General features: G+C 67.2%; 23 protein-coding genes. 7 read left to right on the forward strand and 16 right to left on the reverse strand.

Annotated elements, in window-relative coordinates; all coding sequences use genetic code 11:
- Positions 1–5 precede the first annotated feature (5 nt).
- A complete protein-coding gene (locus tag G6N35_RS19800; RefSeq protein WP_163805779.1) occupies positions 6–758 on the reverse strand; it encodes an SDR family NAD(P)-dependent oxidoreductase in 753 nt (250 codons plus the stop codon).
- On the opposite strand from G6N35_RS19800, the gene G6N35_RS27655 reads away from it, so the two are divergent.
- From G6N35_RS27655 to G6N35_RS19810, 3 genes are all read left to right on the forward strand, one after another.
- Positions 757–891, forward strand: a complete 135-nt coding sequence (locus G6N35_RS27655; RefSeq protein WP_281357029.1) for a hypothetical protein — start codon at positions 757–759, stop codon at positions 889–891. The two genes, G6N35_RS19800 and G6N35_RS27655, sit on opposite strands and share 2 nt — an antisense overlap.
- Before the next feature lie 174 nt (positions 892–1,065).
- On the forward strand, positions 1,066–2,685 hold the full coding sequence (locus G6N35_RS19805) for a GMC family oxidoreductase (RefSeq protein WP_163805780.1): 1,620 nt from the start codon (positions 1,066–1,068) through the stop codon (positions 2,683–2,685).
- 7 nt (positions 2,686–2,692) lie between these two features.
- Positions 2,693–3,088, forward strand: a complete 396-nt coding sequence (locus tag G6N35_RS19810) for a gluconate 2-dehydrogenase subunit 3 family protein (protein ID WP_163805781.1) — start codon at positions 2,693–2,695, stop codon at positions 3,086–3,088.
- A gap of 29 nt (positions 3,089–3,117) precedes the next feature.
- Here the strand turns inward: G6N35_RS19810 and G6N35_RS19815 are convergent, their stop codons facing one another.
- The 5 genes from G6N35_RS19815 to G6N35_RS19835 all read right to left on the reverse strand — a co-directional run bounded on the left by G6N35_RS19815 (position 3,118) and on the right by G6N35_RS19835 (position 8,490).
- Positions 3,118–4,602 carry an NAD-dependent succinate-semialdehyde dehydrogenase gene (locus tag G6N35_RS19815; protein ID WP_163805782.1) on the reverse strand — a complete coding sequence of 495 codons (1,485 nt, stop codon included), beginning with the start codon at positions 4,600–4,602 and terminating at the stop codon, positions 3,118–3,120.
- Entirely contained in the window at positions 4,599–5,870 is a 1,272-nt protein-coding gene (locus G6N35_RS19820) for an aminotransferase family protein (RefSeq protein ID WP_163805783.1), read from the reverse strand. Before G6N35_RS19820 ends, G6N35_RS19815 begins: the two co-directional genes overlap by 4 nt.
- 43 nt (positions 5,871–5,913) lie before the next feature.
- Positions 5,914–6,624: a DUF2848 family protein gene (locus G6N35_RS19825; RefSeq protein WP_163805784.1), complete on the reverse strand. Its 711-nt coding sequence runs from the start codon at positions 6,622–6,624 to the stop codon at positions 5,914–5,916.
- On the reverse strand, positions 6,624–7,595 hold the full coding sequence (speB, locus tag G6N35_RS19830; RefSeq protein ID WP_163805785.1) for an agmatinase: 972 nt from the start codon (positions 7,593–7,595) through the stop codon (positions 6,624–6,626). The genes G6N35_RS19825 and speB overlap by 1 nt, the downstream gene beginning before the upstream one ends.
- Positions 7,596–7,740: 145 nt before the next feature.
- Positions 7,741–8,490: an SDR family NAD(P)-dependent oxidoreductase gene (locus tag G6N35_RS19835; RefSeq protein ID WP_163805786.1), complete on the reverse strand. Its 750-nt coding sequence runs from the start codon at positions 8,488–8,490 to the stop codon at positions 7,741–7,743.
- A gap of 132 nt (positions 8,491–8,622) precedes the next feature.
- On the opposite strand from G6N35_RS19835, the gene G6N35_RS19840 reads away from it, so the two are divergent.
- Both G6N35_RS19840 and G6N35_RS19845 read left to right on the forward strand, forming a co-directional pair.
- A complete protein-coding gene (locus tag G6N35_RS19840) occupies positions 8,623–9,312 on the forward strand; it encodes a GntR family transcriptional regulator (RefSeq protein WP_163805787.1) in 690 nt (229 codons plus the stop codon).
- Between the two features lie 96 nt (positions 9,313–9,408).
- Positions 9,409–10,740, forward strand: coding sequence for an amidase (locus G6N35_RS19845; protein ID WP_163805788.1), 1,332 nt, complete (start codon positions 9,409–9,411; stop codon positions 10,738–10,740).
- Here the strand turns inward: G6N35_RS19845 and G6N35_RS19850 are convergent.
- The 8 genes from G6N35_RS19850 to G6N35_RS19885 all read right to left on the reverse strand — a co-directional run bounded on the left by G6N35_RS19850 (position 10,713) and on the right by G6N35_RS19885 (position 21,915).
- Positions 10,713–11,438, reverse strand: a complete 726-nt coding sequence (locus tag G6N35_RS19850; protein ID WP_322790622.1) for a TetR/AcrR family transcriptional regulator — start codon at positions 11,436–11,438, stop codon at positions 10,713–10,715. The two genes, G6N35_RS19845 and G6N35_RS19850, sit on opposite strands and share 28 nt — an antisense overlap.
- Positions 11,399–12,484, reverse strand: coding sequence for a histone deacetylase family protein (locus G6N35_RS19855; protein WP_163805790.1), 1,086 nt, complete (start codon positions 12,482–12,484; stop codon positions 11,399–11,401). The genes G6N35_RS19850 and G6N35_RS19855 overlap by 40 nt, the downstream gene beginning before the upstream one ends.
- Before the next feature lie 47 nt (positions 12,485–12,531).
- Entirely contained in the window at positions 12,532–15,366 is a 2,835-nt protein-coding gene (locus tag G6N35_RS19860) for an aminotransferase class III-fold pyridoxal phosphate-dependent enzyme (protein WP_246224653.1), read from the reverse strand.
- 5 nt (positions 15,367–15,371) lie between these two features.
- The gene (locus G6N35_RS19865) at positions 15,372–16,169 is read right to left on the reverse strand and encodes an SDR family NAD(P)-dependent oxidoreductase (protein ID WP_163805792.1); all 798 of its coding nucleotides are present in this window, start codon (positions 16,167–16,169) and stop codon (positions 15,372–15,374) included.
- 205 nt (positions 16,170–16,374) lie between these two features.
- On the reverse strand, positions 16,375–17,370 hold the full coding sequence (locus G6N35_RS19870) for an ABC transporter permease (RefSeq protein WP_220098513.1): 996 nt from the start codon (positions 17,368–17,370) through the stop codon (positions 16,375–16,377).
- 8 nt (positions 17,371–17,378) lie between these two features.
- Positions 17,379–18,242, reverse strand: a complete 864-nt coding sequence (locus G6N35_RS19875) for an ABC transporter permease (RefSeq protein ID WP_163805793.1) — start codon at positions 18,240–18,242, stop codon at positions 17,379–17,381.
- On the reverse strand, positions 18,242–20,260 hold the full coding sequence (locus G6N35_RS19880; protein WP_246224417.1) for a dipeptide ABC transporter ATP-binding protein: 2,019 nt from the start codon (positions 20,258–20,260) through the stop codon (positions 18,242–18,244). Before G6N35_RS19880 ends, G6N35_RS19875 begins: the two co-directional genes overlap by 1 nt.
- Before the next feature lie 83 nt (positions 20,261–20,343).
- On the reverse strand, positions 20,344–21,915 hold the full coding sequence (locus G6N35_RS19885; protein ID WP_163805794.1) for an ABC transporter substrate-binding protein: 1,572 nt from the start codon (positions 21,913–21,915) through the stop codon (positions 20,344–20,346).
- 688 nt (positions 21,916–22,603) lie between these two features.
- On the opposite strand from G6N35_RS19885, the gene G6N35_RS19890 reads away from it, so the two are divergent.
- Together G6N35_RS19890 and G6N35_RS19895 are read left to right on the forward strand one after the other, a co-directional pair.
- Positions 22,604–23,527 (forward strand): alpha/beta fold hydrolase, encoded by a 924-nt coding sequence (locus G6N35_RS19890; protein ID WP_246224419.1) that lies wholly within the window; start codon positions 22,604–22,606, stop codon positions 23,525–23,527.
- Positions 23,528–23,606: 79 nt separating this feature from the next.
- On the forward strand, positions 23,607–24,776 hold the full coding sequence (locus tag G6N35_RS19895) for a lycopene cyclase family protein (RefSeq protein WP_246224421.1): 1,170 nt from the start codon (positions 23,607–23,609) through the stop codon (positions 24,774–24,776).
- A gap of 13 nt (positions 24,777–24,789) precedes the next feature.
- Here the strand turns inward: G6N35_RS19895 and G6N35_RS19900 are convergent, their stop codons facing one another.
- Together G6N35_RS19900 and G6N35_RS19905 are read right to left on the reverse strand one after the other, a co-directional pair.
- A complete protein-coding gene (locus G6N35_RS19900) occupies positions 24,790–25,260 on the reverse strand; it encodes a hypothetical protein (RefSeq protein ID WP_163805796.1) in 471 nt (156 codons plus the stop codon).
- Positions 25,253–26,104 (reverse strand): short-chain dehydrogenase/reductase, encoded by an 852-nt coding sequence (locus tag G6N35_RS19905; RefSeq protein WP_163805797.1) that lies wholly within the window; start codon positions 26,102–26,104, stop codon positions 25,253–25,255. Before G6N35_RS19905 ends, G6N35_RS19900 begins: the two co-directional genes overlap by 8 nt.
- Positions 26,105–26,128: the final 24 nt, after the last annotated feature.

Genomic DNA, 26,128 nt, shown 5'->3' on the forward strand with positions numbered 1-26,128 from the left:
CCTGGTCAGCGTCCCCGCCAGAAGCCTCCGGTCACGTTCATCACGGTTCCGCTGATCCAGCGTCCGCTGTCGCTCAGCAGGTAGTCGACTGCGTCGGCCACCGGTTGGGGACCGCCCTCGCCGAGCGCGAAGTCTTCGCGATACTTCTCGAGTTCGCCCGGGGGCATCGGCTCACCGGTGGTGCCGATAACGCCCGGCGCGATGGAATTGACCAGTATTCCGCGTGATTCGAGATCTTGTGCCAGCGACATGGTCATTCCGATCACGCCGGCTTTGGCCGCGGCGTAGGCCACCGAAATCCCCTCGCACGGAATGACTCCCGCAATCGAGGCAATGGACACGATGCGCCCCCCACCCTGGGCGAGCATATGTGGCAGCACGCTCTGAATGCACCACCACGGGCCGGAGAGGTCGGCATCGATGATGGTGCGCCAGTGCTCGGGGTCGACCTTGTCGCTGGCCCGGTAAGGACCGTCGATGCCGGCGACGTTGACCAGGGCACCGACGCGGCCCATTGCCGCGATGGCGCTCTCGACCATCTGCGTGGTCTTGTCCGGGTCGCAGATGTCGACCGGGCTCCACCCGACGCCGAGGTCATCGGCCACAGCCGCCACCTTCTCGGTCTGGATGTCGGCCAGGAAGACCTGGTATCCGCGGGCGTGCAAGGTACGCGCGATGCGCTCGCCGATACCTTGCGCGGCGCCCGTCACGATCACCCCGCCGGACAACCCGGACGGTGTTCCTGTACTCAGCGTCATGCGTACTCCGTTCTCGCCACGAATGTCGACAATCTACAAGATGCCGCAGTGGGCCAGCCCGCAGGGCGCGCTCCGAGGTGGCCACGCGGGAGCGGGCGTCGACAGCGGGGTCCTGGAGCCGTTGTCCCGGTGAGGCAACGGGAATGCCGCACGGCATGCGGCGAGCGGGGGGTGACACCCGGCCTGTCTTGTGGACATGCAGCAGGGTTGGTAGCATCACCAAGATTGTTGACAATCTGGAATTGTGCCGACGTTTCTCCATCGGCCTGGCCCGCGTGTCCGTGTTCTCGAGACGACGGGGGCGCTGATGACCGCTGCACGGGACTGCGCCGACGTGCTGATCGTGGGCGCTGGCGCGTCGGGGAGCGTCGCCGCACTCGAATTGGCCACCCGCGGCTTTCACGTCGTCTGCCTGGAGCAGGGTGACTGGACCATTCCAGACGACTTTCCCAGCGGCAAGCCGCAATGGGAGTTGTCGCGGCTGAAGCACTGGAACTTCAGCCCCAACGTGCGCGCGCACCGCAGTGACTATCCCGTCGATGCCAGCGAGAGCCCCATCGAGCCGTTGATGTTCAACGGCGTCGGCGGTAGCACGATTCTCTATGCGGGACACTGGGTTCGCGCCCTGCCGTCGGACTTCCGGGTCAAGTCTCTGGACGGGGTCGCCGACGACTGGCCACTCACCTACGAGGATCTGCGGCCGTTCTATGACGAGCTGACGTACGTCGTCGGGGTCTCGGGACTTGCCGGCGATCCGGCGTATCCCGACGAGCACACCTTTCCCATGCCGCCGCTGCCGATCGGCAAGTACGGGCTGGTGGCCGCCAAGGGTATGGACAAACTCGGCTGGCATTGGTGGCCAGGACCCAACGCCATCGCCTCGCGTGGGTTCAAACACCGTCTCGCATGCCAGCGTTACGGCACCTGCGAAACCGGTTGTCCGACCGGGGCGAAGGCCACGACGGACCTCACCCACTGGCGCGAGGCGATCGCGGCGGGGGCGGTGCTGGTCACCGGGGCGCGGGTGAGTAGGTTGACCGTGGACGGCGCCGGGCTGGTCTCCGGCGCGGAGTACGTCGACCGTGACGGCCGGCTCCAGCATCAGTCCGCGAGCGTCACCATGCTGGCCGCCAACGGAATTGGGACCCCGCGACTGCTGCTCAATTCCGCGTCGGCGCGCTTCCCGGACGGCCTGGCGAACTCGTCGGGACTGGTGGGCAAGCGCCTCATGATTCACCCCCTGGCGTCGGTCTACGGCACCTACGACGACGACCTCGAGAGCCACCTGGGCCCCACTGGGCAGTCGCTGCAGTCGATGCAGTTCTACGAGAGTGACGCCGATCGCGGATTCGTGCGCGGGGGCAAGTGGAACCTGATGTCGGCACCGGGGATGCTCAGGCATGTCAGCTGGGAGCCGGGCCGGGATTGGCGGGACACTATGGGTCCGTCGTTCCATCAGCGATTGAACCGGTTCGGCCGCTACACCGAATGGGGTGTGACCATCGAGGATCTTCCCGAGGAACACAACCAGATCGTGCTGCACCCCACAGCAACCGACTCCGATGGCATCCCCGCTCCGAAGGTGCGCTACACCCTCAGTGAGAACAGCAGGCGGATGATCGACTTCCACCTGGCCCGGATGAGCGAGGCTCACCTGGCAGCCGGGGCGACGTCGCTCGACACGATCCCGGTGGTACGAGACAGTGGCTGGCATCTGCTCGGTACGGCGCGAATGGGATCCGATCCGGCCACGTCGGTGGTGGACGGCTATTGCCGCGCGCACGACGTGCCGAACCTGTACATCATCGACGGAAGCGTCTTCGTGACGTCGACCGGAGTGAACCCGACGGCGACGATCATGGCCATCGCGCTGCGCGCGTCCCGTCGTCTCGCTGAAACGTCCTCCGCGCAACAGGTTTGGTCGTAGGAGAGTCATGATGCTGACCATCGAGCAGCGAGGTGCCTACGCGCGGCTGGCAGACGTTCTGATCCCGCCGACGGAGACAATGCCGTCGGCGACGCAGGCCGGCGTTGTCGACACGCTGATCGATCAGGTGCTGCGATACCGCCCGGATCTGGTGGATGACTTCGCCGCGGCGGTCGAGGTGTGCGCCGGTCGCGAGCCCGAGGCAGCGCTCGACGAACTTGCCGCTGGGCATCAGCGCGCCTTCGCGGCGCTGACGCTGCTCACCGCCGGCGCGTACGCGCTGAGCCCGGTGGTGCACCGCGCCCTGAACTACACCCCGCCGCCGCGCTCCGTCGTCGATGACCTCGACGGCTACGTCGACCTGCTGGCCGCCGTCGTCGAACGCGGCTTCCACACGCGCTGATCACGCGCCACGGCTGCAGGCCTCAGCACTCAGCGGGTGGCGCGGCGAGCGATGTTGTAGAACCGGATGTTCTGGTATTCCTCGAGGCCTTCGGCGCTGCCTTCGCGGCCCAGCCCGGACTGCTTGATCCCGCCGAACGGTGCGGCGGCGTTCGACGGTACGCCCTGGTTGATTCCGACAATGCCGGTCTCGAGCCGATCCGCGACATTGAGTGCCCTGTCGAGACTCTCGGTGAAGACGTAACCGGCAAGGCCCAATTCGGTGGCGTTGGCCAGGGCGAGGGCCTCGTCCTCGTCGCGGAATCGCTGAACCGCGGCGATCGGCCCGAAGATCTCCGTCTGGGCCACCTCGGCATCGTTGGGCACGTTGCTGAGCACGGTGGGTGCGAAAAAGTGACCGGCGCCGTCGAACTCGACTCCACCCGTCTCCACGATGGCGCCCCGCGCCGTCGCATCGGCAACCAGTCGCGACATCGTGGCGACCGCGCGGTCGTCGATCAGCGGACCCATACCGATGCCGTCGTTCAGGCCGTTTCCGACAACGAGGGCAGACATCTTCTCGGTCAGCCCTTCCAGGAAGGCGTCGGCAATGCCGTCCTGCACGAACATGCGATTGGCGGCGATGCAGGACTGACCGCCGTTGCGCATCTTGGCGGCGAAGGCGCCATTGACCGCCCTGTCGAGGTCCGCGTCGTCGAAGACGAGCAGTGGGGCGTTCCCGCCCAACTCCATCGACGACCGCAGCACATTGTCCGCCGCGAGGCGCATGAGCGCGCTGCCTACCGAGGTCGAGCCGGTGAACGACACCTTGCGTACTCGGGGATCGCGCAGCACCGCCTCGGAGAAGGCCGACGCCGACGACGTGGTCACCACCTTGACCAGACCCTCGGGAACGCCGGCCTGCCTGGCCAATTCGACCGCGAGGATCGTCGTCAGCGGGGTCAGGGCGGCGGGCTTGATGATGACGGGACACCCGGCGGCCAGCGCGGGTGCGATCTTGCGGGTCGCCATGGCCAGCGGAAAGTTCCACGGCGTGATGAGTACCGAGAGCCCGACCGGTGAGCGCCGGGTCAACAGCTGTGCCCCGCCGGCCGGGAGGTCGCGGGAATCGCCGTGCGGACGCACCGCCTCCTCCGAATACCACCGGACGAAATCGGCTCCGTAAGCCACCTCGGCGCGCGCCTCGGCCAACGGTTTACCCATCTCGTGGGTGATCAGCAGCGCAAGCTCCTCGCCACTTTCCAGCAGCCGCTCATACCAGCTGCGCAGCACGTCGGCGCGGGCGCGCAGCGGGCTACCCGCCCACTGCCGTCCGGCCTCGTCCGCCTGGGCCACCGCATCGAGGGCCTGTTCCACACTGGCGTCGGGGACTGCCGCGATCATTTCTTCGGTGGCCGGATCGTGCACAGTGAAGGTCGATCTGGCCCATGCCGAGGGCAGATCGTCCAGCACCGCCTGTGCGGCCGCCAGCCGTTCGGGGTCCGGATGTCTCTGTGGCGCGGCCGTTGTCGTCATTTCTGCTCCTGTTCGGCCAGGGTGTCGTCGAGGGCGCCGATGAGCTCGGCCAGCTCCGCGTCAGTGGTGATGAAGGGCGGACTCAGCTGGACGGTGTTGCCCCGCAACGGCCGCGCCACGAAGCCCCGGTCGAGCAGGGCGTCGGTCACCGCGACGGCGTCGTAGTCGTCGGTGAGAGCCACCCCGGCCAGTAGGCCGCACACCCGGACCTCGGAGACCGACGGTCGGGTGACATCCAGCCGTGCCAGCCCCTCGGCCAGCTGCGCCTCGAGTTCTTTGACGCGCTCGAGCAGCCCTTCGCGATCGAGAATGTCGAGGTTGGCCAGTGCGACCGCGGCCGCGGTGGCGTGGCCCGCGTAGGTTGCTCCGTGCCGGAAGATCGGAGTGTTTCGCTCGTCGAGATAGAAGGGCTGCCAGATCTGCTGGCTGACCAGGACACCGCCGAGCGGCGCATACCCCGATGTGACGCCCTTGGCGAAGGTCAGCAGGTCGGGTGTGACGCCAAAGCGTTCGGCGGCGAACATCGTTCCGGTACGGCCGAATCCGGTGATGACCTCATCGAAGATCAACAGGATGTCATTGTCACGACAGAGCGCAGCCAGCCCGGCCAGATACCCCTCCCGCGGTGGATGCACGCCCCCGGTTCCGAGAACGGGCTCGGTCACCAGCGCGGCGATGTTCTCCGCTCCGATGTCGGCGATCACGGCCGCCGCGGCATCGAGATCATGCAGCGGGATCCGCGCGGTCTCGGGCACCAGCGACTCGGTGCCGTAGCCCTCGCGATTGAAGTCCAGCCCTGCGATGCTCGTGCCGAAGGCGTGCAGACCGTGATAGGCGTATTCGCGGCTGAGGACGATCGTCTTGGTCGACCTGCCCTCGCGCTGCCAGTGCCGCCGGGCCAGTTTGCAGGCGACCTCGATCGAGTCCGCCCCTCCCGAGTTGAGAATGACTTTGGCGTCCGGGATGGGTGACATCGCGGCCAGCCGCTCCCCGAGGGCCAGCGCCTTGTCGTTCACGAAGCGGCCGAAGATGTGGTAGGTCTCCAGCCGTTGCATCTGCTCGGCGGCCACCCGCGCCAACTCGTGCCGGCCGTGGCCGACGTTGGCATGCCACAGCCCGGCGGTGCCGTCGAACAGGCGCCGCCCGTCGGTGGTCCAGATGTAGGAACCCGCGCCGCGGTCGATCACCAACTGCCGACCGAGAACTGAGGGAACGTGTGCCTGCGCGGGCCACAGCGCGGGCCCGTCGAGGCGGCGGGGGGTGGACATGAGTAGCCGATCCTTTCGAGGATGAGCCCGGCTCGCAGCGGGTTCAGATCTCCGGACTGAGGGCGATGACTGTGTAGTCGAGCGAGAGGGTCCGCCCCCGGTGCGGATCTGCCAATGTCGCGCGCCAGGAGCACATTCCCGGTGTCGGTGCGCCGTCGATGGTCCCGGACAGGATGACGGTCCCGGGACCAGGCTCACGCCCGCTGCGTTCGGCGAGGATTCGTTGCATGTCCGCCGGCTCCAGCAGATGCCCCACCGTACCGGCTTGAATCAGATGTTCGGCGCCGTCGGCGGTGCGTCCCCATAGCCGAAGCTCGCAGTCGTCCCAGTGTCCGGCCACTTCGTCGAGTCGCCATGCGGCGTCGCCGATGACGTCGGGACAGGCTGCCTTGGCCTTGGCCATGTCCACCTTCTCGATGTCGAGGTCGGTGTGGTCCGAGGCGATGGTGACCAGCCAGCCACTGTGGGTGTTGATCAGTGCGAATTCGACTTCGCCGTAGGTGTCGTCACCGCAGACGGGAAGTCCGGTGGTGTGTTGGGCACGTTCGGGCGGGATCCGGAAGATGGCGGGCAGCCGGGTGGGTGCGGGCAGTCCCAATTCCCGGAGCTCGGCGATGTGTGTGGCAACGCCGGAGGTGTCCCTGGCGGCGTAGCCGAAGTTGTAGACAGAGTGCACATCGACATCGACTTCGGCGGCACCGGTTTCGGAGTCGACGGTGAGGTGCAGGCGGGCTCCTCCGGTGTGTGCCGGCATCAGTTGTGGCCCTTGGCCTTGGTGCCGAAGATGCTGATCAGCTCGTAGATCAGCGACGAGGCGGCCAACCCGGTCAGCTGCGCCCAGTCATAGCTGGGGGACACTTCGACGACATCGGCTCCGACGATGTTGAGGTCGGCGATTCCGCGCAGCATCCGGATCATGTCCAGTGACGTCAGCCCACCTGCTTCCGGCGTGCCGGTACCGGGCGCATGGGCGGGGTCCAGGACGTCGATGTCGATCGAGACGTACACCGGGACATCGCCGATACGTTCCTTCAGCCCGCCGACGATCTCGGCGATGCCGCGCTCGGCCACGTCGACCGTAGAGATGATCCCGAATCCGAGTTCCGCATCGTTGGCAAGGTCTGCCTGCTGATGCAGATTGGCGCGAATACCGACGTGTGACAGGTGCTCTCGACTCAGCAGCCCTTCCTCGTGGGCGCGCCGGAACGGCGTGCCATGGGTATAGGGCTGGCCGAAGTAGGTATCCCAGGTATCGAGGTGTGCGTCGAAGTGCAGCAGTGCGACCTGTCCGTGGACTCTGGATACGGCTCGCAACATGGGTAGTGCGATGGTGTGGTCACCACCGATGGTGACCACCCGGGTACCGGCGTCGGCGAGTTCGTTGGCGCGCCGTTCGATGGCGGTCAGCGCCTCTTCGATGTTGAACGGGTTGGCATTGACGTCGCCGAGGTCGGCCACCTGCTGCACCTTGAAGGGTGAGACATCCTGGAACTGGTTGTAGCCCTGCAGGAGTCGGCTGGCCTCACGGACCGCCGACGGCCCGAATCGCGCGCCCGGCCGGTACGTCACCCCGGCGTCGAACGGGACGCCCAACACACCGACGTCGACATGGGACACGTCCTCTGCGCGCGGCAGCCGGGCAAAGGTCGTCAGACCGGCGAAGCGCGGCATGGCCTCCGAATCGGGCGGACCGACAAAGGGTGAGCCGGTGCTGTCTGAGCTCATGTCACTTCTCTTTCGTGAGGTGGGGGATATGAACCGGGGAAGCGGACGATCTCGTTACCATCCCACTCCGTAGATTGTGAACAATCGACAAAGAGTAGCCTGCTGGGCCTGTCGCCACAACTCGTCCATCGGGACGGCGCGGGCGTTAGCGGGCCAGGAAGCCGCCCTCGACGGGCAGTGAGATGCCGGTGATGTATCGCGCATCGGGTGAGGCCAGATAGGACACCGCCGCTGCGACATCGGCGGGTTCGGCGATCCTGCCCATGGGGATACTGGCCACCTGATCCCGCGCGGCCTGTTCCGGGTCGGGCAGCGTCGCCATCCAATCGTCGTACAACGGTGTGCGGGTCAGGCCGGGTGCCACGGCGTTGACGCGAATCCCCAACGGCGCCAGTTCGATCGCAGCCGAGCGCGTCAGCGCTTCCAGAGCCCCCTTCGAGGCGCTGTAGATCGCCATGCCGGCTACTCCTGCGCTCGCCAGCCGGGAGCTGATGTTGATGATGGAGCCGCCGTTACCGTCGGCCATGGCACGGGCGCCGGCCTGAAGCAACCTGATGGCGGCGACGACATTGGTCTCGAAGGTGCTGCGGATCTCCTCGACGGGCACCGACAGCAGGTCACCGGTGTGGTCGACGGCGGCATTGTTCACCACCACGTCGAGAGATCCGAACCGCTCCAGCGTGCCGGTGACGACCAGATCGGCGGCGTCGTCGGCGGTGAGGTCGTGGGCGAGGAAGGTTGCCCGCTCGCCGAGTTCGGCCTGCAGTGCGGTTCCGCGTTCTGCGGATCTGCCGACCAGGACGACGCGCAACCCGTCCGCGTGGAGGCGGCGGGCGATCTCGGTGCCGATGCCTGAGGTGGCCCCAGTGACGACGGCGACTGCTGAGGTGGTCATGGGCGCCTTTCAGGATGGCAGATTGTCCACAATCTGTAGAGTAACACTGAGCTGCGGTATGATCCGTGTTCGCCTCACTACGCCCGATGGCAGCCGAGGGCGCACAGGGCCGCAGAACGAGGATGGAGGTCCATGGCAACCAAGCGGGCGCTTGCCGACGTCAACCCTATCGAGCCCGTGGACATCACGGCGGTGATCGCCGATCGTCTTCGAGATCTCTTGGGGCAGGGCCGATTCACCCCCGGTGAACAGCTCACCGAGGCGTCGATCGCCGCTGCGTTCCAGGTATCGCGGGGTCCGGTGCGTGAAGCGCTGAAACGGCTCACCGAACAGGGCCTGTTGGTCTCCGAGCGCAATCGTGGGGTCTTCGTGCCGATCCTCTCCGACGAGGACGTCCGCGACATCTACCGTTTGCGGGGGGCGGTGGAGGCCGCGGCGGTGACCGAACTGGTTCGCAATCCGCGACCGCAGACGTTCTCGCACCTGTGGGAGATCTTGGGCCGGTACCGCAAGAGTCTGCTCGCCCAGGACTGGGAGAGCGCCGACGAGCTCGACCTGATGTTCCACCGCGAACTCGTCTACGCCTCGGGTAGCCGCAGATTGATCCACGCCTTTGACACGGTGGCGGTGGAGACGCGAATGTGCATGCGCTACATGCTGTTCGGGCATGTCGACCATCCCGACATGGATACCTGGCACTCCGACATTCTGGAGGCCGCCGAGCGGGGAGACCTCGACGCCGCCCATCGGGCATTGGAATTCCACAACGAAACCGTGATCGCGGACTTCACCAAGCGTCAGCCCGACGAAGCGTCGGGGTGAACCGGCCGGGCGCAGCATATGCCGGATCTGCGTGAGCAGGGCATCCTTGGTGCGTTGTCGCGGGCTCAGCAGCGTCGGGACCTAACGTCGAGCCGCTTGGTCGAGCTGGCCCTGCACCGCACTGCCGCAAGCGCCGACCTCAATGCCGTCGTGTGCATCGATGCGGACGCTGCGCGTGCCGCTGCCGACGACATCGACCGCAAGCGGACTCGTGGTGACACCCTCGGCATGCTCGCCGGCGTGCCGGTGCTCGTCAAGGACAACATGGATGTGGCTGGCCTGCCCACGACCCACGGATCGAAGCTGCACGCCGGCGCCGGTCCGGCGCTCACTGATGACCGACAGGTAGCTCGGTTGAGAGCCGCGGACGCCGTCATCGTCGGCAAGACCAATCTGTCCGAATTCGCCATGGAGGCGATCAGCGACAACCTGGTCTTCGGCGCGACGCACAATCCTTGGCGGCGCGGGATTTCGCCCGGCGGCTCCAGCGGGGGGTCGGCTGCCGCGCTCGCCGCCGGGCTCATCCCGGTGGCCACCGGTACCGACGGTGGCGGCTCGGTGCGCATACCCGCGGCACTGTGCGGTCTGCTCGGCCTGAAGCCGACCAGTGGTGTGGTCGGCGCACGTCCCGCCCGCCTGCCTGTCGAACTGTCCTGCGCGGGGCCGATGGCCAGCACGGTCGCCGATCTGCGGCTGTTGGCGCAGCTTGGCGCCGGGCCGGCGTACGGCGACCCGTCCTGCGTCTATGGCCCGGATCCGGGCTGGACGACCCGGCCGCTGGGAAAGGTGTTCGCGACCACCCGCGTTGCCGGCCAGCAGCCGGTGGCCGCCGATGTCGAGGACGTATTCACCAGTGCCGTGGGGGATTTCGCGAGGGCTGTCGACCGACAGGCCCACTGGTTGCCGCCCGGAGTCCTGCCTGCGGCGGCCGACGAGATCTGGGCGACCATCTATGCGGCCGAAGATGTCTACAGCGTCGGTTCCGACCTGTTGCGCACGGGGCGGCGGCTTCTCGACACCCGGGTGCTGGCCTGGGTGGATCAGGGTCTCGGGGTCACGTTGGAGGAATACCTGGCTGCGCGGCAGGCCCGCAATGACTGCGTACTGGTTCTTGATCAGTTGTTGGCGGAGGGCAACCTGCTGTTGACCCCGACGGTGACCGCAGCGCCTTATCCGGTCGGCGGGTCCACCGGGGACACGGGCGGTTTGATGCCGATCGATCTGTTCAACACCGCGGCAATGAATCTCACCGGCCATCCCGCACTCAACGTGCCGGCCGGCTACGTCGACGGGGTGCCCTTCGGACTTCAGGTGGTCGGTCCGCGGGGCAGCGACCTGTGGTTGATCGCGCTTGCCGAAGTCTGGGAACGGTACCGCCCATGGCCACTGGTCGCTCCGGGTTACGAACCGTTTCTGCCGTCCTGCTGACCTGGCGTCCAGGTGAGTGCGAGAACAGACAGCAAGCGGTGCAGCACGTCTGAAATCATCTGCGCCTGAGCCACCTCGACAGGCGTTGATAGATGGTCGATTTCGAGGCCGGCCAGGACTGACAGGATGAGCCTGGCATCCGCCTTGGGGCGCGGTGACCCCAACGATTCCACCACCGCCTGCAACTGCGCGCCGAGAATGGCCTGCCACGCTGCCGATGCCTCCGCCAGTACCGGGCGTCGCACCGCTTCGATGGTGAACTCGTACTCGGCCAACAACTGATGGCGGGCTGCCGTGAGACCGGTGACCACGAAGTCGGTCAGCCGATCCGCCAGATCCGCGGGACCTGGGCTGTCACCCATGCGGGTGATCGCCCGGGTGACGCGGGCCGTCTCACGCTGGACGTGCCGTTCGAACGCAGCGTTGATCAGGTCGTCCTTGCCGGTGAAGTAGTAACCGACAGCAGCGAGCGGAATGCCTGCCTGGGCTGCGACGACCCGCATCGACAGGCCCGCGATGCCGACCTCGCCGACGACCACCAGTGCGGCGTCGATGATCGCGTTCTTTCGAGCCACACCGCGCCGACTCGGCGGTGTTCTCGACGGGAGGTCGGGTAGATCGCCCGCGGGGCTGTTGCTGGTGATGGTGCTGGCCTTCGTTACGAGGGACTTGTCCCGCCGGCAGCGCCGTTCACCCACGCGTAGATGTTGGCGCCGAGATCGTCTACCGAGTATCCGCCCTCCAGTATGGCCAGAAGCGGGATGCCCACCTCGCGCATGGCTTGTCCGACGGCGAAGTAGTCCTCGGTGGTCAACTGGGCATCACCGGCAGGATCGGTGCGATAGGTGTCGAAGCCCAGCGACACCATGATGATGTCCGGGGTTTGAGCGGCGACGGCCGTCAGGGCCTGGTCCAGCCCGATCAAATAGTCCGGTCCCTGAACGCCTTCGGGAAGCGGAATGTTCATCGTCGCGCCGAGCCCCGCACCCGTACCCGTCTCGTTGGCGTATCCGGTGTAGAACGGGAAGCACCGCTGCGGGTGGCCGTGCAGTGAGGTGAAGAACACGTCCGCTCGATCGTAGAAGATCGCCTGGGTTCCGTTTCCGTGGTGGAAGTCGACATCGACGATGGCGACCTTGGCGGCGCCCTGGTCGCGGAGCCACTGCGCGCCGATGGCGACGTTGTTGAGGTAGGTCCCGCCGCCGAACGCGTCGGCCGAGCTGTGATGGCCGGGAGGACGGCTCAGCGCCAGGGTGAGTGGGCTGCCCGCCAGGGTATGACCGGCTGCGGTGATGACGGCGGCGACTGAACCGATTGCCGAGTCGTAGGTGTCGGGGCCGATACCGGTGATGGTGTCGAAGCAGTACTTTCCAAATGCACCGGGGTGTTCGGGTGTGATCGGGGTTGTTCCCGGGGCGTGCAGGCCGGGGTGCAAGAACGTGTCGGCGAACACGAGCTCGAAGTCGTCATCGGGAGCCGGGAGATCCTCCCAGGCCCGAGCCAGGAAGTCGACGAGGTCGGCGTCGTGCACCCGGCGGATCACCGAACCCAGCGCCGGATCCTCCTGAGGTGGAAGGAATTCCACGCCGGGGTGAGATGCCAGCGCGTCCTCGACGGCTTTCATCCGGGCGACGGTGTCGAACGCGGGGATGGGGCGACCGCACTGCACTTCCACCTTTGGGCGGTGGCCGACATGCCGAGGGTTGGTGACGACAGGGATCGTCTGCGTTGCGTCGGTGGTCACGGTGAGGCCTTTCGTCTGTGCGGGTTGGGATCGACGACGCGATGCGTTCAGGCGCCGCAGATCCAGTCGTGGCGGACCGAGGGAGTGGGGGTGAGCTCGCGGTACGCCTGGCGCTCGCTCAGCACCTGGTCGATGGCGTCGATGAAGCGGTCGGCGTCCGAACGGGTCAGACACAGTGGCGGTTTGATCTTCAGGACATTGCCGAGCAGGCCTGTCGGCGCCACGATGCAGCCCAGCTCCAGCAACCGCTCGCAGATGGCGTCGACGTCAGCGGCGGGCAACGGCCGGCGTGACCCGTCCCCGTACACCAGGTCGATGCCCTGGTAGAGGCCACGCCCGTAGAGTGCACCGATCTCGGGGTGGCGGGAGGCCAGGTTTGCGAGCTGGGTGGAAAGGTGCTCGCCGATCGTGTCGGCGTTGTCCCGGAGGCCTTCATCGGCGATGACGTCGAGCACGGCGCTGCCGATGCTGCAGGAGACCGGGCTTCCCCCCGGGGTGGAGAAGAACGAGCCCTGCTCGGCGAACGCGTCGGCGATCTCGGGTCGGCAGGCGACGAAGCCAATCGGGTGACCGTTGCCCGCCGCTTTGGCGGCGACCACGATATCGGGAACTACATGCTGGCTCTCGAACGCCCAGAATGTTTTTCCTGTGCGGCCATATCCAACCTGGACCTCGTCGGCGATCGCCAGGCCGCCGTGGGATCGCACGGCGGTGTAGGCGTCGGCCAGATAGCCGGGTGGCGGGATGATTCCGCCCCGGCTACCCAGGATGGGCTCGTGGACAAACGCGGCAAGGCCTCCGTTGGACTGCGCCCGGACGCACGCGGCGGACAGTGAGGCCAGGTAGGGGGCGCTGCTGCGGCCATGCCCGCCCCGGTACCAGTCGGGGGCATCGGCGACGTGTACCCACGGCGCCAGTTCGTGGCGCCAGTTGGGTCGATCGCCGGGCATGGTGCACAGCTCGAAAACCTCGGTGGTCCAGCCGTGGTACGCGCCTTCGTGCACCACGACGTCACGTCGGGTGGTGAACCGGCGGGCCAGTTGTAGTGCGACTTCCAGTGCCTCGCTGCCCGAGTTCACCAGGAAGATGCGGCCCAGCTCCTCGGGCAGTGTCGCGGCGATCCGATCGGCATACTGGGCTATGGCCGGGTAGAGGAACCGCGAATTGGTATTCAACAGGGCGAGCTGCTGGGTGGCCGCCGCCGTCACGCGGGGGTGTGAATGCCCGATGATCGCGACGTTGTTGACCATGTCGAGATAGCGCCTACCGGTGTCATCGAACATCCACTGGCCACGTGCTCGCACGATCTGCGGTGGGGTGCGGTAGTACAGCTTCTGCGCGGCCGCCACGTGCCGACCACGCGCTTCGAGAGCGGCGTCCGCGTCCTCCGGATGACTAATCGAAATGCCAACCAGGGCGGCAGGATCCGGGCACAGTGCGGTCCACGCGGCGCGTTCCCGCGCGCGGCCCCGCCGTGGCAGGCCGGGTGCTGCCGCGAGCTGCACCGTGATCGGGCCGGCGTGCCCGGGGACTTCGGCGACCTGTTGTCCGCGGGCCACGATGTCGCCCACCGAGCACGTCGGTCGAGCCCCGGCGAGATGCAGGTGAACCGACGAGGTGCGCAGCGGGATGTCCAACGTCAGCCAGTTCGGACCGACGGCGGCGACCGCGCCGTCCAGCGGTGCCCGCACGGCGGTGCCTTCTACGACGGTGACGGCGACGCCCAGGTCCATCGCCTCCGGCGCAGGGTGGTCGGCTTTGTCGCAGTCGAGGGTGATTCCCTGCCACGGAGAGACGACGGCAAGGGGCTCCCGATCGACGATCATGGCGGGGCTCGAGTGGGTGATCTCCGCGAGGATGTCGACAGGCCAGGCCGGCAGACCGCTGCGCTCGCGAAGCACGGCGCGCGCGAGAGGATGCGGAACCGCCAGGGCCGCCCGCAGGACAGCGGTGTCAAGATCCGCGGTATCCCGAACGTGGGTGTTGTCGGGACAATCTGCCGCTTCGGTGCTTTCGATGGCCACACACACCGCCGCCCGGGCGAGCACGAGTGTCCAGAGGTGGTCGGCCTCGACCTCGGTGATGGGCTGCTGGGCCACGAAACCATCGACAACCGGCGCGGCGGCCGCCAGGGGATCGTCCAGGTAGCGCCCCAGCGCGGCATGGATGCTGACGGCCAGTTCGCTGGCTCGCCACGTCCGCACCATGTCGCCGAAGTCGATGACGCCCACCGGATAGAACGCGCCGTCGGCCTCGAACTCGCCCAGCACATTTCGGTCGGTGAGGTCCAGGTGTACGGCTTGTTCGGGTAGTGCCGCGGCCTCGGCCGCGGGCAGGTGTTCGGTGAGAGCGTCCAGTGCGCTGCTCAGCAAAGTCCGGGTTGACTCGTCCACCATTTCGGGCAGCAGTCGCTCGACCACGACTACCGCGTGGCGCGGATCCCACTCGAGCCAGTGGCGCAGCCCGACGTGGCTGAAATCCGCTAGGGCTCGGGATATCTGGCCCGCGACCCGCCCCAGCGACCGCAGCGCCGATGGCGGCCAGTGCGGAGCTCGTTGCAGTGCTGCACCGTCGACGCACGACATCACCCGCGCGGTCCACCGACCGTGACTCTGCAGGACGTTGCCATCGGCTCCCGGCCGTAGTAGCGGAACTGCCAGCCACGGAACCGCCTCGTCGAGCAGGTGCAGCGCGGCGGCTTCGGCATCCAGTGCGCCCTCGTCGATACGTTCGCTGAGAGACAGTTTCATGATCGCGCGGGCATCGCCGGCGCCGTCGAGACGCAGGACGCAGTCCTGGGTACTGCCGAGCTCGCTGATGGGTGAGTCGATTCCCCACCTGCTGGCCGCCAGCTCGGCTCCGACGGCGACGGCGACGGTCATGGCAGTCACGGGGTGACTCCCGGCGCGCTACCGCGTTCCTCGGCGATCGAGTTGCCACCGTCGACCACCAGCACCTGGCCGGTGATGTAGGAGGCCGCGGGCGAGATCAGGAAGGCGACCAGTGCCGCAACTTCGTCGGGCCGGCCAGGGCGCCCGATAGGACATGCGAGGCCCTGCTCTCGCTCGTAGCCGGATGACGACCCGGTCGCGATCCACCCGGGTGCAACCACATTCGCGGTGACGCCGCGGCGGGCGTGGTCGACGGCCACCGATCGGGTGAGGCCGACAACGGCGGACTTGGCGGCGTGGTATGCCGCGTCACCCCGGTAGGCCATCACCGATCCGGACAGCGATCCGACGGTGACGATCCGGCCGAACCCCTGGGCCAGCATCGGTTTCAGCGCCGCGCGGGTGACGAAGAACGCGGTGTCGAGATTGCGGGCGAGCGTTGCGCGCCACACCTCATCGGTGGTCTCCCCGATTGCGGTCTGTTCCTCGCCGCCGCTCGTGGCGACCATGCCGGCGTTGTTGACCAGAGCGTCGAGCCGCCCGCCCCAGGCCAGCGTCTCCTCGATGAGTCGGGCTGCCTCGTCGGGACGGCTCAGGTCCCCGACGAAACCGGTGGCGTGTGCCCCGGCGTCGCGCAATTCGGCCACGCGGTCCTCGATGCGCTGCGTCGTGGCGCACACCACGAGCGAGTGTGTCTCGGCGATGGCCAGCGCGGTGGCATGACCGATTCCGGTAGCGCTGCCGGCACCCGTGATGACCGCTACCGGGTTCGACGAGGACTGCGGAGAAGACACGGCGGGAGGTCCTTCTGTAAAACTGGAACGTTCGATCAGGTTATGCGCGGGTAGCAGAAGCCGCAAGCGCTAACAAAAGAAGTTATTAACATCAGTTTTCAACGTCCATCTACCGCATGAACGGTACGGTCGACCCAGTTACTGAGCCATCGTCGCCGACCGCGTGGCCGGCGGCGCAACCAGCGGTGCCGGCGCTAGTGCTGTGTCACAGCACGATTCGAGGATCAGCGGCGGCTTGCAGGATGTCGACCACGGTGTTGATGGCGACGTATCCGGCCGCCAGGACCAGGACCACGCCTGCGGTCGCGGGGAAGTCGTCCACCGGAATGCTCAGTGCCACGTACTGACCGAGCCCAGGCCAGGCGAAGACAGTCTCGACCACCAGTACCGCGGCGAACATCAAGCCCAGTTGCAGACCCGCCATGGACAGCGCGGGCCCGACGGCGTTGCGCAGGACGTGGCGTGTCATGACTTTCACCTCGCGCAGGCCCAGGGACCGGGCCGTGCGCACGTGATCGCCCGCGAGTGTCACCAGGATCGAGGATCGAAGGACTCGGCCGATCGCCAGCGCAGGGCCCAGTGCCAGCACCGTGGCGGGCAGCACCAGATGCAGCCAGGCGTCGGAGAAGACGTCGAATCGGCCGGCCAGCACCGCGTCGATGGTCAGCATCCCGGTCGGTCCGGTCGGCGCATCCGACATGTCGGTGCGCCCGGTTGCCGGCAACCAGCCCAGGTGCTTGTAGAACAGCAGGATGCCGGCGATGGCGACCAGGAAAGAAGGAATGGCCCCGCTGACGGTGAGCAGCGCTCGCAGCGCCCGGCCGCCCGGCCACCGCAATGCGGAAGCCACGGCAAAGATGCTGGCGAGCACGAGTGCCATGGCGAAGGCGACGATGGTGAGCTCGGCAGTAGCAGGAAGGAACATTCCGAGATCGGCTTCTACGGGCCGACCGGTTCGGATGGACATGCCGAGATCGCCGTGCAGGATGCCCCCGACGTAGCGTGCGTACTGCACCGGTAGGGGATCGTTGAGTCCCAGGCGTTGGCGAGCAGCCTCGAGCACGGCCTGGCTGGCGCCGGCCCCGTACCGGCTGCGTAGCGGATCGGCGGCGGCGAATCGTTGCAGCCAGAACAGGACTGCGCTCAGGATCGCCATGATCAGCGCAGCCGCGCCGATGCGTTTGAGAATGAGGGCGAACACGTGGCTCCTTAGCGCCGGCGGATGAGGGTGTTGATGCCGTCGCCGCTGATCGTGGCGATCAGCGACAGAAGTCCGACCGCGACACCGGGCACCACCGGGATCCACCAGTTGTTCAGCAGCTCGGACATGTTGCGTGCGGTGTCAGCACCAAGCTCGGCGGCGGGAGCCGGCGCGCCCAGACCCAGGAACGACAGCGCGGCCAGGGTGAGGATCACGTTCCCGACGTCCTGGCTGGCCGCCACCACCGAGGACGGCAGCGCACCGGGCAACAGATGCCGGACGACCACCGAAACCGGTCCTGCGCCGGCCAGTTTCGCGGCCTCGACGTGCGGTCGGGCGGCCAGCGCGACCACCTCGCCGCGGACGATGCGGGTGTAGTAGGGCCACCACACGATCGATACGGCGATCAGAGTGTGGAACAGGCCTGGGCCCAGCGCCGCGACGATGGCGACCGCGAGCACCGGCGCAGGCAATGCCAGGAAGCCGTCGGTGATGCGCATGAGGACGGTGTCGATGCGCCCCCCGGCGGCGCCGGCGACCAGTCCGATGAGGCCGCCGATCGCCAGGCCGATGGCCACGATTGCCAGTGCCGACAGCCAGCTGGTCTGGATACCGAACAGGGTGCGGCTGAGCAGGTCTCGTCCGTTGTTGTCGGTGCCAAGAAGATGGCCCGGACTACCTGGCGGCAATGCCGGATCCCCGGCGATCTGAGCCGCGGTGTACGGGGCGAGTACCGGGGCCAGGACGGCGACCACGGTCACGATGGCGAATGCGCCCACCGCCACGTAGGCGCCGACCCGGTTGAGGGTGCGGGAGTTGCGTCCGGTCCTGGTGCGGATGGGTGTGTCGATCACTGCTGCGGCTACGGCCATCACTGTGCTCCGGGGTGAAGACAGGCCACCCGACGGGTGGCGCGGTCGGGCAACGATTCCCAACTCGGCGGCAATCCCAACCGCAACTCGAGGGCGGGGTCGGAACAGGCCTCGGAAGCGACGGGGCAGCGGGGGTGGTACTCGCACCCGTCGGGCGGTGAGGTCGGGGAGGCGGGTTCACCGCGCACCGGAGGTGCGCAGGCGCCGACGTGGGGGACGGACGCGATCAACGCCTGCGTATAAGGATGCTGGGGATCGCGGATGATGTCCTCGGCGGCACCGATCTCGACGATGCGACCGAGATACATCACGGCCACCCGGTCGGCCACCACGCGGGCGACGGCGAGGTCATGGGTGACGAAGACGACGGTGATGGCGAACTGGCGGCGCAGTTCGGCGATCAGGTTCAACACGGTCGCGGCCAATGACACGTCCAGCGCGCTGGTGGGTTCGTCGCACAACAGGATCGACGGCGGGACTACCGTCGCGCGGGCCAGGGCGACGCGCTGTCGCTGACCGCCGGACAGCTCGTGTGGACGGGCGTCGTACACGCTGTGCGGGAGTCCGGTGCGCTCCAGGGCTGCGTACGACTGTGCCTTGCATTCCGCTGCGTTCACGCCGTGGTGGCGGAGGCGTTCGCGGAGCATGGAACCGACCGTCAACCAAGGAGTCAGCGAAGACCCGCTGTCCTGGAACACCATTTGAGTGGGCGTGGAGATATCGCGCTCGAGTTGTCCGGTGTACGGAGTCAGACCTGCCAGCACGCGCAGCAGGGTCGACTTGCCCGAACCGGACTCGCCGACGATGGCCAGGCATTCCCCGCCGACGAGGTCCAGATCGACGCCGCGCAGCGCCCGGAAGGGTGCCCGGCGCCGGCCGCGTTGACGCCGCTGGCGGAATGCCACTTCGAGGTTGCGGGCCGCCACGATGGGAGCAGCCTGCGTGGTTGCGGAAGGCGTCGGGACGTCCTCGCCCTGATCGGTGTCCGCGGCTAGGTCGGCCCGAGCCCGGTCCGCCACCGCTGCGGCATCGGCATAGCAGGCGACACGGTGAGCCTCGTTGAGCACCAACAGGTTCGGAATCTGACCGTGACAGGTCTCGTGCACAAGCGCGCAGCGCGGCGCGAACGCGCAGCCGGCCGGGAGGTTGGCCGGGTCAGGGGCGCCACCGGCAAGTGCCGGGAGCGGGCGATCCCGCCGGGTGTCCAGCGACAGCCGGGAACGCAACAGACTGACGGTGTAGGGGTGCGACGGAGAGTTCAACACCTCGTGGGTGGGTCCCTCTTCGACGATGCGCCCGGCGTACATCACGGCGAGCCGTGTGCTGATCTGCGCGGCTACCCCGAGATCGTGGGTGATCAGCAGGATGCTGCAGCCGAGTTCGTCACGCAGCCGCGCCAGCAGTGCGAGCACCTGCGCCTGCACGGTCACGTCGAGGGCCGTGGTCGGCTCGTCGGCGATCACCAGGGAAGGCCTGCGCGCCACCGCCATCGCGATCATCACCCGCTGCCGCAGGCCACCGGACAGCTCATGGGGATAGCGATGCATGCGCTGCTCTGGATCGGGAATCTGGACTTCCCGCAGCAGCGCCACGGCCGCCTCACGCGAACCCGCCGCCTCGGCGACCTGATCGCCAACCTTCATGGTCGGGTCGAGTGAGGTCATCGGATCCTGGAACACCGCTCCGAGGTGCCCGGCTCGGCATCGGCGACGCGCAGCCGCCGATGCCGAGACCATGTCGGTGCCGGCCACCACCGCCGAGCCCGTCAGCTCCGGCCGGGCCGACTCGGGCAGCAGTCCCAGCAGGGTGTTGCCGAAAACGCTCTTGCCGGAACCCGATTCACCAACCAGGCCGATGATCTCACCCCGGCCGATGGTGAAGTCGACGCCGCGCAGAACCTCGGCTTCGCGGCCATTGCGGGTAAGGCGCACCCGCAGATCTCTGACCGCGACGTTCGTCGGGTTCACGTCGTCAGCCCCGGTGTTCACGCGCAGGTCGTCGGAGTCATGACTCATCATGGCGGTCACACTTTCGCGGCGGGTAGGCCCAGGGTGGGACAGGGTCACGGTTTCGATGGCCTGGCGTCCGGCGCCGCGCCGAGTTAGCTCGGCGCCTTGTAGGTCAGGCTGGCGAAGTCGGTATCCCACTGCCACGGCGGCTGGTGCTGCCATCCGCTGTAACCCTTGCGCGCGGCGAAGGTGTCATAGACGTCGGCGAAGTTGATCCAGCAGTTGGAATCACGATAGGTCTTGCCGGCGGCGACGTAGAGGCTCTGCGACTTGGCGGGATCGGGCTCTTCGCTGCCTTCGTCGAGCAGCTTGTCGGCCTCGGGCACCGAACACCGCAGCAGGTTCACCGGCGCATTGGTGTACTGGTAGATCCGCGACCAGGTATCCGGATGTGCCGCATCGGGATTGAAGAGCGTGACCAGCAGGTCGGGCCGCTGGGCAGGCTGATCGCCGAGCGCGAAGAACTGCGATGACGGCACGTCACGGATCGTTGCGGTGAAGCCGGCGTTCTGCAACGCGATCTGCACCTGATTGGTCAACGCCCGTACCGTGTTGTCACCGGCCTGATAGCCGATCACCACCGAGCCACCCTTGCTGCCGATGGCGGCGAGCTTGGCCGGGTCCAGCGGCGGGGTGTCGGACACCGCGCCGTCCGGCAGCATGCCGTTGGGGTAGAACTGAGTGGACGGTGTCGCCTGCTCGCCGAACACGGTCTTGGTGATCGCTGCCCGATCGAAGGCCTCGTTGAGTGCGGCGCGGGCGGCGGGCGAGCCGAGGACAGGCGAGTCCGGGTTCACCATCATCAGCGCCTTGACCAACGCCTTCTCGTGTACCACCTCGGTGTTGGGCCCGCTCGCCAGTGCCTGGTAGTCCGACTTCGTCAAGCCGTGCAGCACCATGTCGAGCTGGCCGTTCTCCAGTTGGAGGCGCTGTACCGCGGGATCGGCGATGATCGGGATCTCCACCGTCTTGATCTGGGGCGGCGTACCCCAGTAGTACTTGTTCGCCGTCATCGTGTACTTGCTCGAGGGCACGACGCTGGTCAACTCGTACGGACCGGTGCCCGCGCTGTGGGAACCGAGCCATGCGGCGGCGTGGTCGTTGCCCGCGGCATGCTGCGTGACGGCAGTCGGGCTGGACATCATCGGCCCGTAGGGCGACGCGAGGTAGTCCAGGAATGCGGCCACCGGCTTCTTCAGTGTGACAACGAAGGTCAGAGGATCCGGCGTCTGCATGTCGGCGACTTCGGCCAGCATGTAGCTTGGCCCGGCTGCCATGTCGATGCGCCGCTGGAACGAGGCCTTGGCTGCGGCCGAGTCGAACGGGGTGCCGTCGGAGAACTTGACGCCGTCGCGCAGCTTGAAGGTGTAGGTCAGACCATCCGGAGACACTTGCCAACTGGTGGCGAGCTGAGGTGCGAGCTTGGGGGATCCGTTCTCGTACTTGATCAGGCCCTGATAGGTCGAGGTCATGATCAGCAGACCGTCGGATTGGTAGTAGACATCTGGGTCCAGGGGCGCCAGCTCCGCGACGATCGGGGTGCGGATGACATCCGGGGAACTACCGGCGCCGGAGGACGCGCTCTTACCGCCGCTACAGGCGGTGCTTGTCAGTACCAGAGCGCCCGCGGTGAAGAGTGCGGCGACATGCTTCGACTTCAGCATTCAAAACTCCTGTCGTGAAACGGATTTGATGACTGGACTGCGAGTCCGTGCGTATTCGGACCGGTCGAGTGGAATTCAGTTTTGACACAACGTGTTTCGTGCTTGTAAAGTATCTGTAACAAGCAGCCGGCACGTCGCGCGGGCTGCCCAGCGGTTGCCAGAGGAAGCGCTTCGCCCGGCTGCATGGAGATGCCAATCATCGAAAGATGTTGCCTCCCAATCATTTCATGCCATCTACAAAGTAATCGAGCGTGAACGCCACCAATGGGTGAGCGATGCGCGCTCCATGCGTCAGGTGAGCTCGCGATGAGCATTCCCGCACATCGACGATGGCCGCTGGCATGTCAGCGCTCCCTCACTCGCGTCGACCCGGAAGGGCCGAAACCACTGCGCGAATTCCCTTCTCGGTCGGTGCCGAAGCTGCCTGCCAACGTCAGTACGCGAAAGTCGACGTTGTCCCGCGAACCGTGCAAGGGACGATAGCAGGATTGCCGATTGCTGACAATCTGAAGTTTGCGGCAATTTCCGGCCGGGATCGGTGCTGGGGACCGCGGCCAGTGCGGCATACCTGTGCCGGCGAGGACTGGGGTACCCGGCGAGTGTGGCGGCTGTGTACCGAGGGGCCGTCCCCGGTGCCTGGAGCTGCGCAGATGGGGCCAGAACCGGTGGCCCCCTACAATTGGCGGACGTGACGGAGCTCGGATCCGCAGACTTACCACCGCTGGATATTGCCGGCTCCGGCATCCTTCCGCCGGTCGAGCCGCGGGTGCGCCGGATGTTCTGGGGCTTGGAGCGGACGGTTCCCGCCCTGGGGGCCCGGTGGGCCGTCGAGCTGTGGTGCACCCCGCCGGTACTCGAGTCGAGCCTGCGGATGCCACCGGGCGTGCCACCGGGTACAGCGACCGAGGCGTTCTGGGACGGGCATCGGGTTGCCGGGGAGCAGTGGGGCGAGGGCCCCCCGATCTACCTGGTACATGGTTGGGGTGGTCAACGCGCGCATCTGGCAGTGTTCGTCAAACCCCTTGTGACAGCTGGATATCGGGTTATCGCGTTCGACTTGCCCAGTCACAACGAATCGGATCCCGGTGCGCTCGCGCCGGGTCGGACCACCGCCATCGAGTGTGCCGACGCGATCACAGCCATGATCGAGGTCCACGGGCCGGCGCACGCGGTGGTGGCCCACTCGCTCGGGGCAAACTCAACCGTCCTTGCAGCGGCGCGGGGCGCGCAGGTCGGACGCTTGGTCCTGGTGGCGCCCATGGGCGAATTCCCGCTCTATCTGGATCTTTTCGCTGCCCGTCACGGCTTTGGCCGTCGGATCCGGGCAGGTTTGCAGCGCCGTTTGGAGGCTCGGATCGGCATGCCGCTGCATGAGACGAACTTGACGTGGACCGGTCGACGAGCCGGCTATCCGCAGCTGCTTCTGATTCACGATCCGGATGATCCGGACAGTCCGTATGCGGCCAGTGAGCGGCTGGCCACGGTATGGCCGGGTGCGCAGCTCCACACCACGCGAGGCCTCGGCCGGCTGGCGCATTACCGAATTCTGCGGCACCGCCCGGCAATCAATGCCGGGGTCGAATTCATCGGTCGACCAGTCGCTGCCGGGTGACGGCTCAGGCTGCCCTGGCCGCCCGGCCGTCTCAGAGATGTCATCGATCGGCCGCGGATCACCTGCCACCATGGAACCCATGGACGTCGTGGTGGTCGGGGCCGGTCCCGCGGGTATGGCCGTGGCGGCCGCGTGCGGCCGGCTCGGCCTCGACGTCGGGCTCGTCGACCCCAATCCGGACCGGCCGTGGGTGGCGACCTATGGAATGTGGAGCCCCGAACTCCCCGCCGACCTGCCCGATTCCGTCGTCGCAGCGCGGGCTTCGGGTCGCGCGATCGCGCTGACCGAGCACCGGCTGGGGTGGGAGTACGTCGTCCTCGACGTGGAGGCGTTGCGTGCTCACCTCGCCGACCAGTTCACCGGCGTCACCGTCTACACCGGACGCGCCGTCGGTTCACCGGAACCCGGCACCGTGGCATTGGCCGACGGATCGACTATCAAGGCCGCGGTGGTCATCGATGCCGCCGGCCGATGGCGCCCGCTGGATCCGGCACCATCGCGACGGTTGCCGGCCGAACAGACGGCCTACGGCGTGATCCTCGACCAGGATGCGGTCGCACCGCTGGTCGCCGGCGGTGACGCGCTCTTCATGGATTGGCGTGCCAGTCATGGTGAGGACGGGTGGCCGACGTTCCTCTACGTCGTCCCGCTGGGCGGCGGCCGGATCCTCGTCGAAGAAACCTCGCTGGCGCGCCGGCCGGGGTTACCGTTGGCAACCCTGCGTCGCCGGCTCGAGGCTAGGCTGGCCCACCACGGCATCGCGGTGCCGAAAGATGTCCGCAGCGAAAAGGTTTCGTTCCGAGTCGACCACCCTCGCCACTGCGGTGCCGGGGTGCTCGGATTCGGTGCGGCAGCACCGCTGATCCATCCCGCCACCGGGTTCAGTGTGGCCGCGTCCCTTCGGCTCGCACCGCAGGTGGCGCGGGTGATCGCCGAGAACCTGCCTGATCCGGTCCGGGCGCTGCAGGCAGCCGACGCCACCGTCTGGTCGCCCGCCGCGAAAGTGATTCACCGCGTCCGGCGCATCGGGCTGGAGGCACTGCTACGCATGCCGCCGGATGAGGTTCCGACCTTCTTCGAGCAGTTCTTCACCCTGCCCGAAGCCCATCGCTGGGCCTATCTGACCGCACGCGACGATATCGGCGGCACCACCGCGGCGATGGCAGCGCTGTTCCGCGAGTCGAACTGGCGCATGCGCCGCCACCTCGTCCTCCCGGCGCTCATGCGGCCCCTGCCCACCAACGGGTAGTGCTAGCGGCCGTTCACGGGGAACGCTGGGCCGAGTCTGCTGAGGAGAAGTGATGTTGCCGAGTCGCCACCACATCGAGCTCGGCGTCCAGTCCCGTGACCGTCACCCGCATGTGACCACCGGTCATGTGCTGCAGGACGTCTGCCAGTGTCGCCCCGGCCAACTCGATGCGCGTGACGGGTAGTGATCCGTGGCCGTTGGCCGCAGCCAGGATGTCCAGGAAGCCGCCGGACACCGAATCGACGTCGAGGGCCTGCAGATCTACGGCGTCGACCGAGACGCGGGTGAACCGCGGATCCTCCCTGTCGAGGTCGACGTTCATGGCCACCACGAGCCATCTTTCCCGATCCAGACCCGCGTTGGCCTCCAGCCGGGGTCCCCGGCTGATGTCCTGGGCCAGGCCAACCGTGCCCACCCAATCCGAGAAGCGATAACCGGCATCGTCGCCGAACCGCGAAATTCGCCGGGCGCGTTCGCTAGCCATGTGCCGCGCTGATGGTGGCGACCCGGGTGGCCTCCCTGACCTTCCTGCTGCGCATCAGGTATCCGTCGAGCAGCACTCCCGGTCCGCGACCGAAGAAGGCGGGTGACACCCACGCCGGTGCGGTGACCCGTCCTCGACGATGTTCGATACCGGCGACGAGCTTGTCGACCGCATCGCCGAGTGGGATTGGCTTGGTGAGGAATGCCGGCAGGGCCGCGCGCAGCGCCGCCGCGGCAGGTTGGGCGAAGGCGTGACTGACCATGTCGGTATCGACGAACCCGAAGTAGGCCACGCCCGCGGTGGCGCCGCTGCCGGCGAGTTCCACCCGCAGCGCCCGGCCGAACTGTTCCACGCCGGCCTTGCTCATGGCGTAGGAGGCGTTGAGGGCGCCGTTGAGGAACGCGTAGATCGAGGCGATGAGCGTGATGTGCCCGCGGCTTTCGATGACGTAGGGCAGCGTGGCGTGGACCGTGCGCCAGACGCCCATCAGATTGATGTCCAGGGTGCGTTCGAAGGCGGCCGGGTCGATCTCGGACACGGTGGTCGTCGGCGGCGCCACCCCGGCATTGGCGATCACCACGTCGATTCCGCCGAACCTCGCAGCCGTGGCCGCGGCGGCCGCGGCCAGGTCCGAGCTGTCGGTGACATCGGCGTGAAAGTACTCCGCTCGCTCACCCAGATCGTCGGTCAGGTCGGCCAACAGATGCGGCTCGATGCCGACCAGGCTGACGTAGGCGCCCTGTGCGTGCAGTCGGCGAGCGGTTTCGGCGCCTATCCCGCGCGCCGCTCCGGTGATCAGGACCGTCTTGCCGGCCAGTGACCATGGCCGCGTCTTACCCAGCATTGCTTGTCCAACTCCCGGTGATTG

This window comes from Mycolicibacterium anyangense (assembly GCF_010731855.1).
GTDB lineage: Bacteria > Actinomycetota > Actinomycetes > Mycobacteriales > Mycobacteriaceae > Mycobacterium > Mycobacterium anyangense.

Bases quoted from the DNA above. Each gene is read 5' to 3' on its own strand.
- G6N35_RS27655 (WP_281357029.1), top strand. From the start codon at position 757: ATGCGTACTCCGTTCTCGCCACGAATGTCGACAATCTACAAGATGCCG.
- G6N35_RS19800 (WP_163805779.1), bottom strand. From the start codon at position 758: ATGACGCTGAGTACAGGAACACCGTCCGGGTTGTCCGGCGGGGTGATC.
- G6N35_RS19805 (WP_163805780.1), top strand. From the start codon at position 1,066: ATGACCGCTGCACGGGACTGCGCCGACGTGCTGATCGTGGGCGCTGGC.
- G6N35_RS19810 (WP_163805781.1), top strand. From the start codon at position 2,693: ATGATGCTGACCATCGAGCAGCGAGGTGCCTACGCGCGGCTGGCAGAC.
- G6N35_RS19815 (WP_163805782.1), bottom strand. From the start codon at position 4,602: ATGACGACAACGGCCGCGCCACAGAGACATCCGGACCCCGAACGGCTG.
- G6N35_RS19820 (WP_163805783.1), bottom strand. From the start codon at position 5,870: ATGTCCACCCCCCGCCGCCTCGACGGGCCCGCGCTGTGGCCCGCGCAG.
- G6N35_RS19825 (WP_163805784.1), bottom strand. From the start codon at position 6,624: ATGCCGGCACACACCGGAGGAGCCCGCCTGCACCTCACCGTCGACTCC.
- speB (WP_163805785.1), bottom strand. From the start codon at position 7,595: ATGAGCTCAGACAGCACCGGCTCACCCTTTGTCGGTCCGCCCGATTCG.
- G6N35_RS19835 (WP_163805786.1), bottom strand. From the start codon at position 8,490: ATGACCACCTCAGCAGTCGCCGTCGTCACTGGGGCCACCTCAGGCATC.
- G6N35_RS19840 (WP_163805787.1), top strand. From the start codon at position 8,623: ATGGCAACCAAGCGGGCGCTTGCCGACGTCAACCCTATCGAGCCCGTG.
- G6N35_RS19860 (WP_246224653.1), bottom strand. From the start codon at position 15,366: ATGACCGTCGCCGTCGCCGTCGGAGCCGAGCTGGCGGCCAGCAGGTGG.
- G6N35_RS19875 (WP_163805793.1), bottom strand. From the start codon at position 18,242: ATGGCCGTAGCCGCAGCAGTGATCGACACACCCATCCGCACCAGGACC.
- G6N35_RS19880 (WP_246224417.1), bottom strand. From the start codon at position 20,260: ATGATGAGTCATGACTCCGACGACCTGCGCGTGAACACCGGGGCTGAC.
- G6N35_RS19885 (WP_163805794.1), bottom strand. From the start codon at position 21,915: ATGCTGAAGTCGAAGCATGTCGCCGCACTCTTCACCGCGGGCGCTCTG.
- G6N35_RS19895 (WP_246224421.1), top strand. From the start codon at position 23,607: ATGGACGTCGTGGTGGTCGGGGCCGGTCCCGCGGGTATGGCCGTGGCG.
- G6N35_RS19900 (WP_163805796.1), bottom strand. From the start codon at position 25,260: ATGGCTAGCGAACGCGCCCGGCGAATTTCGCGGTTCGGCGACGATGCC.
- G6N35_RS19905 (WP_163805797.1), bottom strand. From the start codon at position 26,104: ATGCTGGGTAAGACGCGGCCATGGTCACTGGCCGGCAAGACGGTCCTG.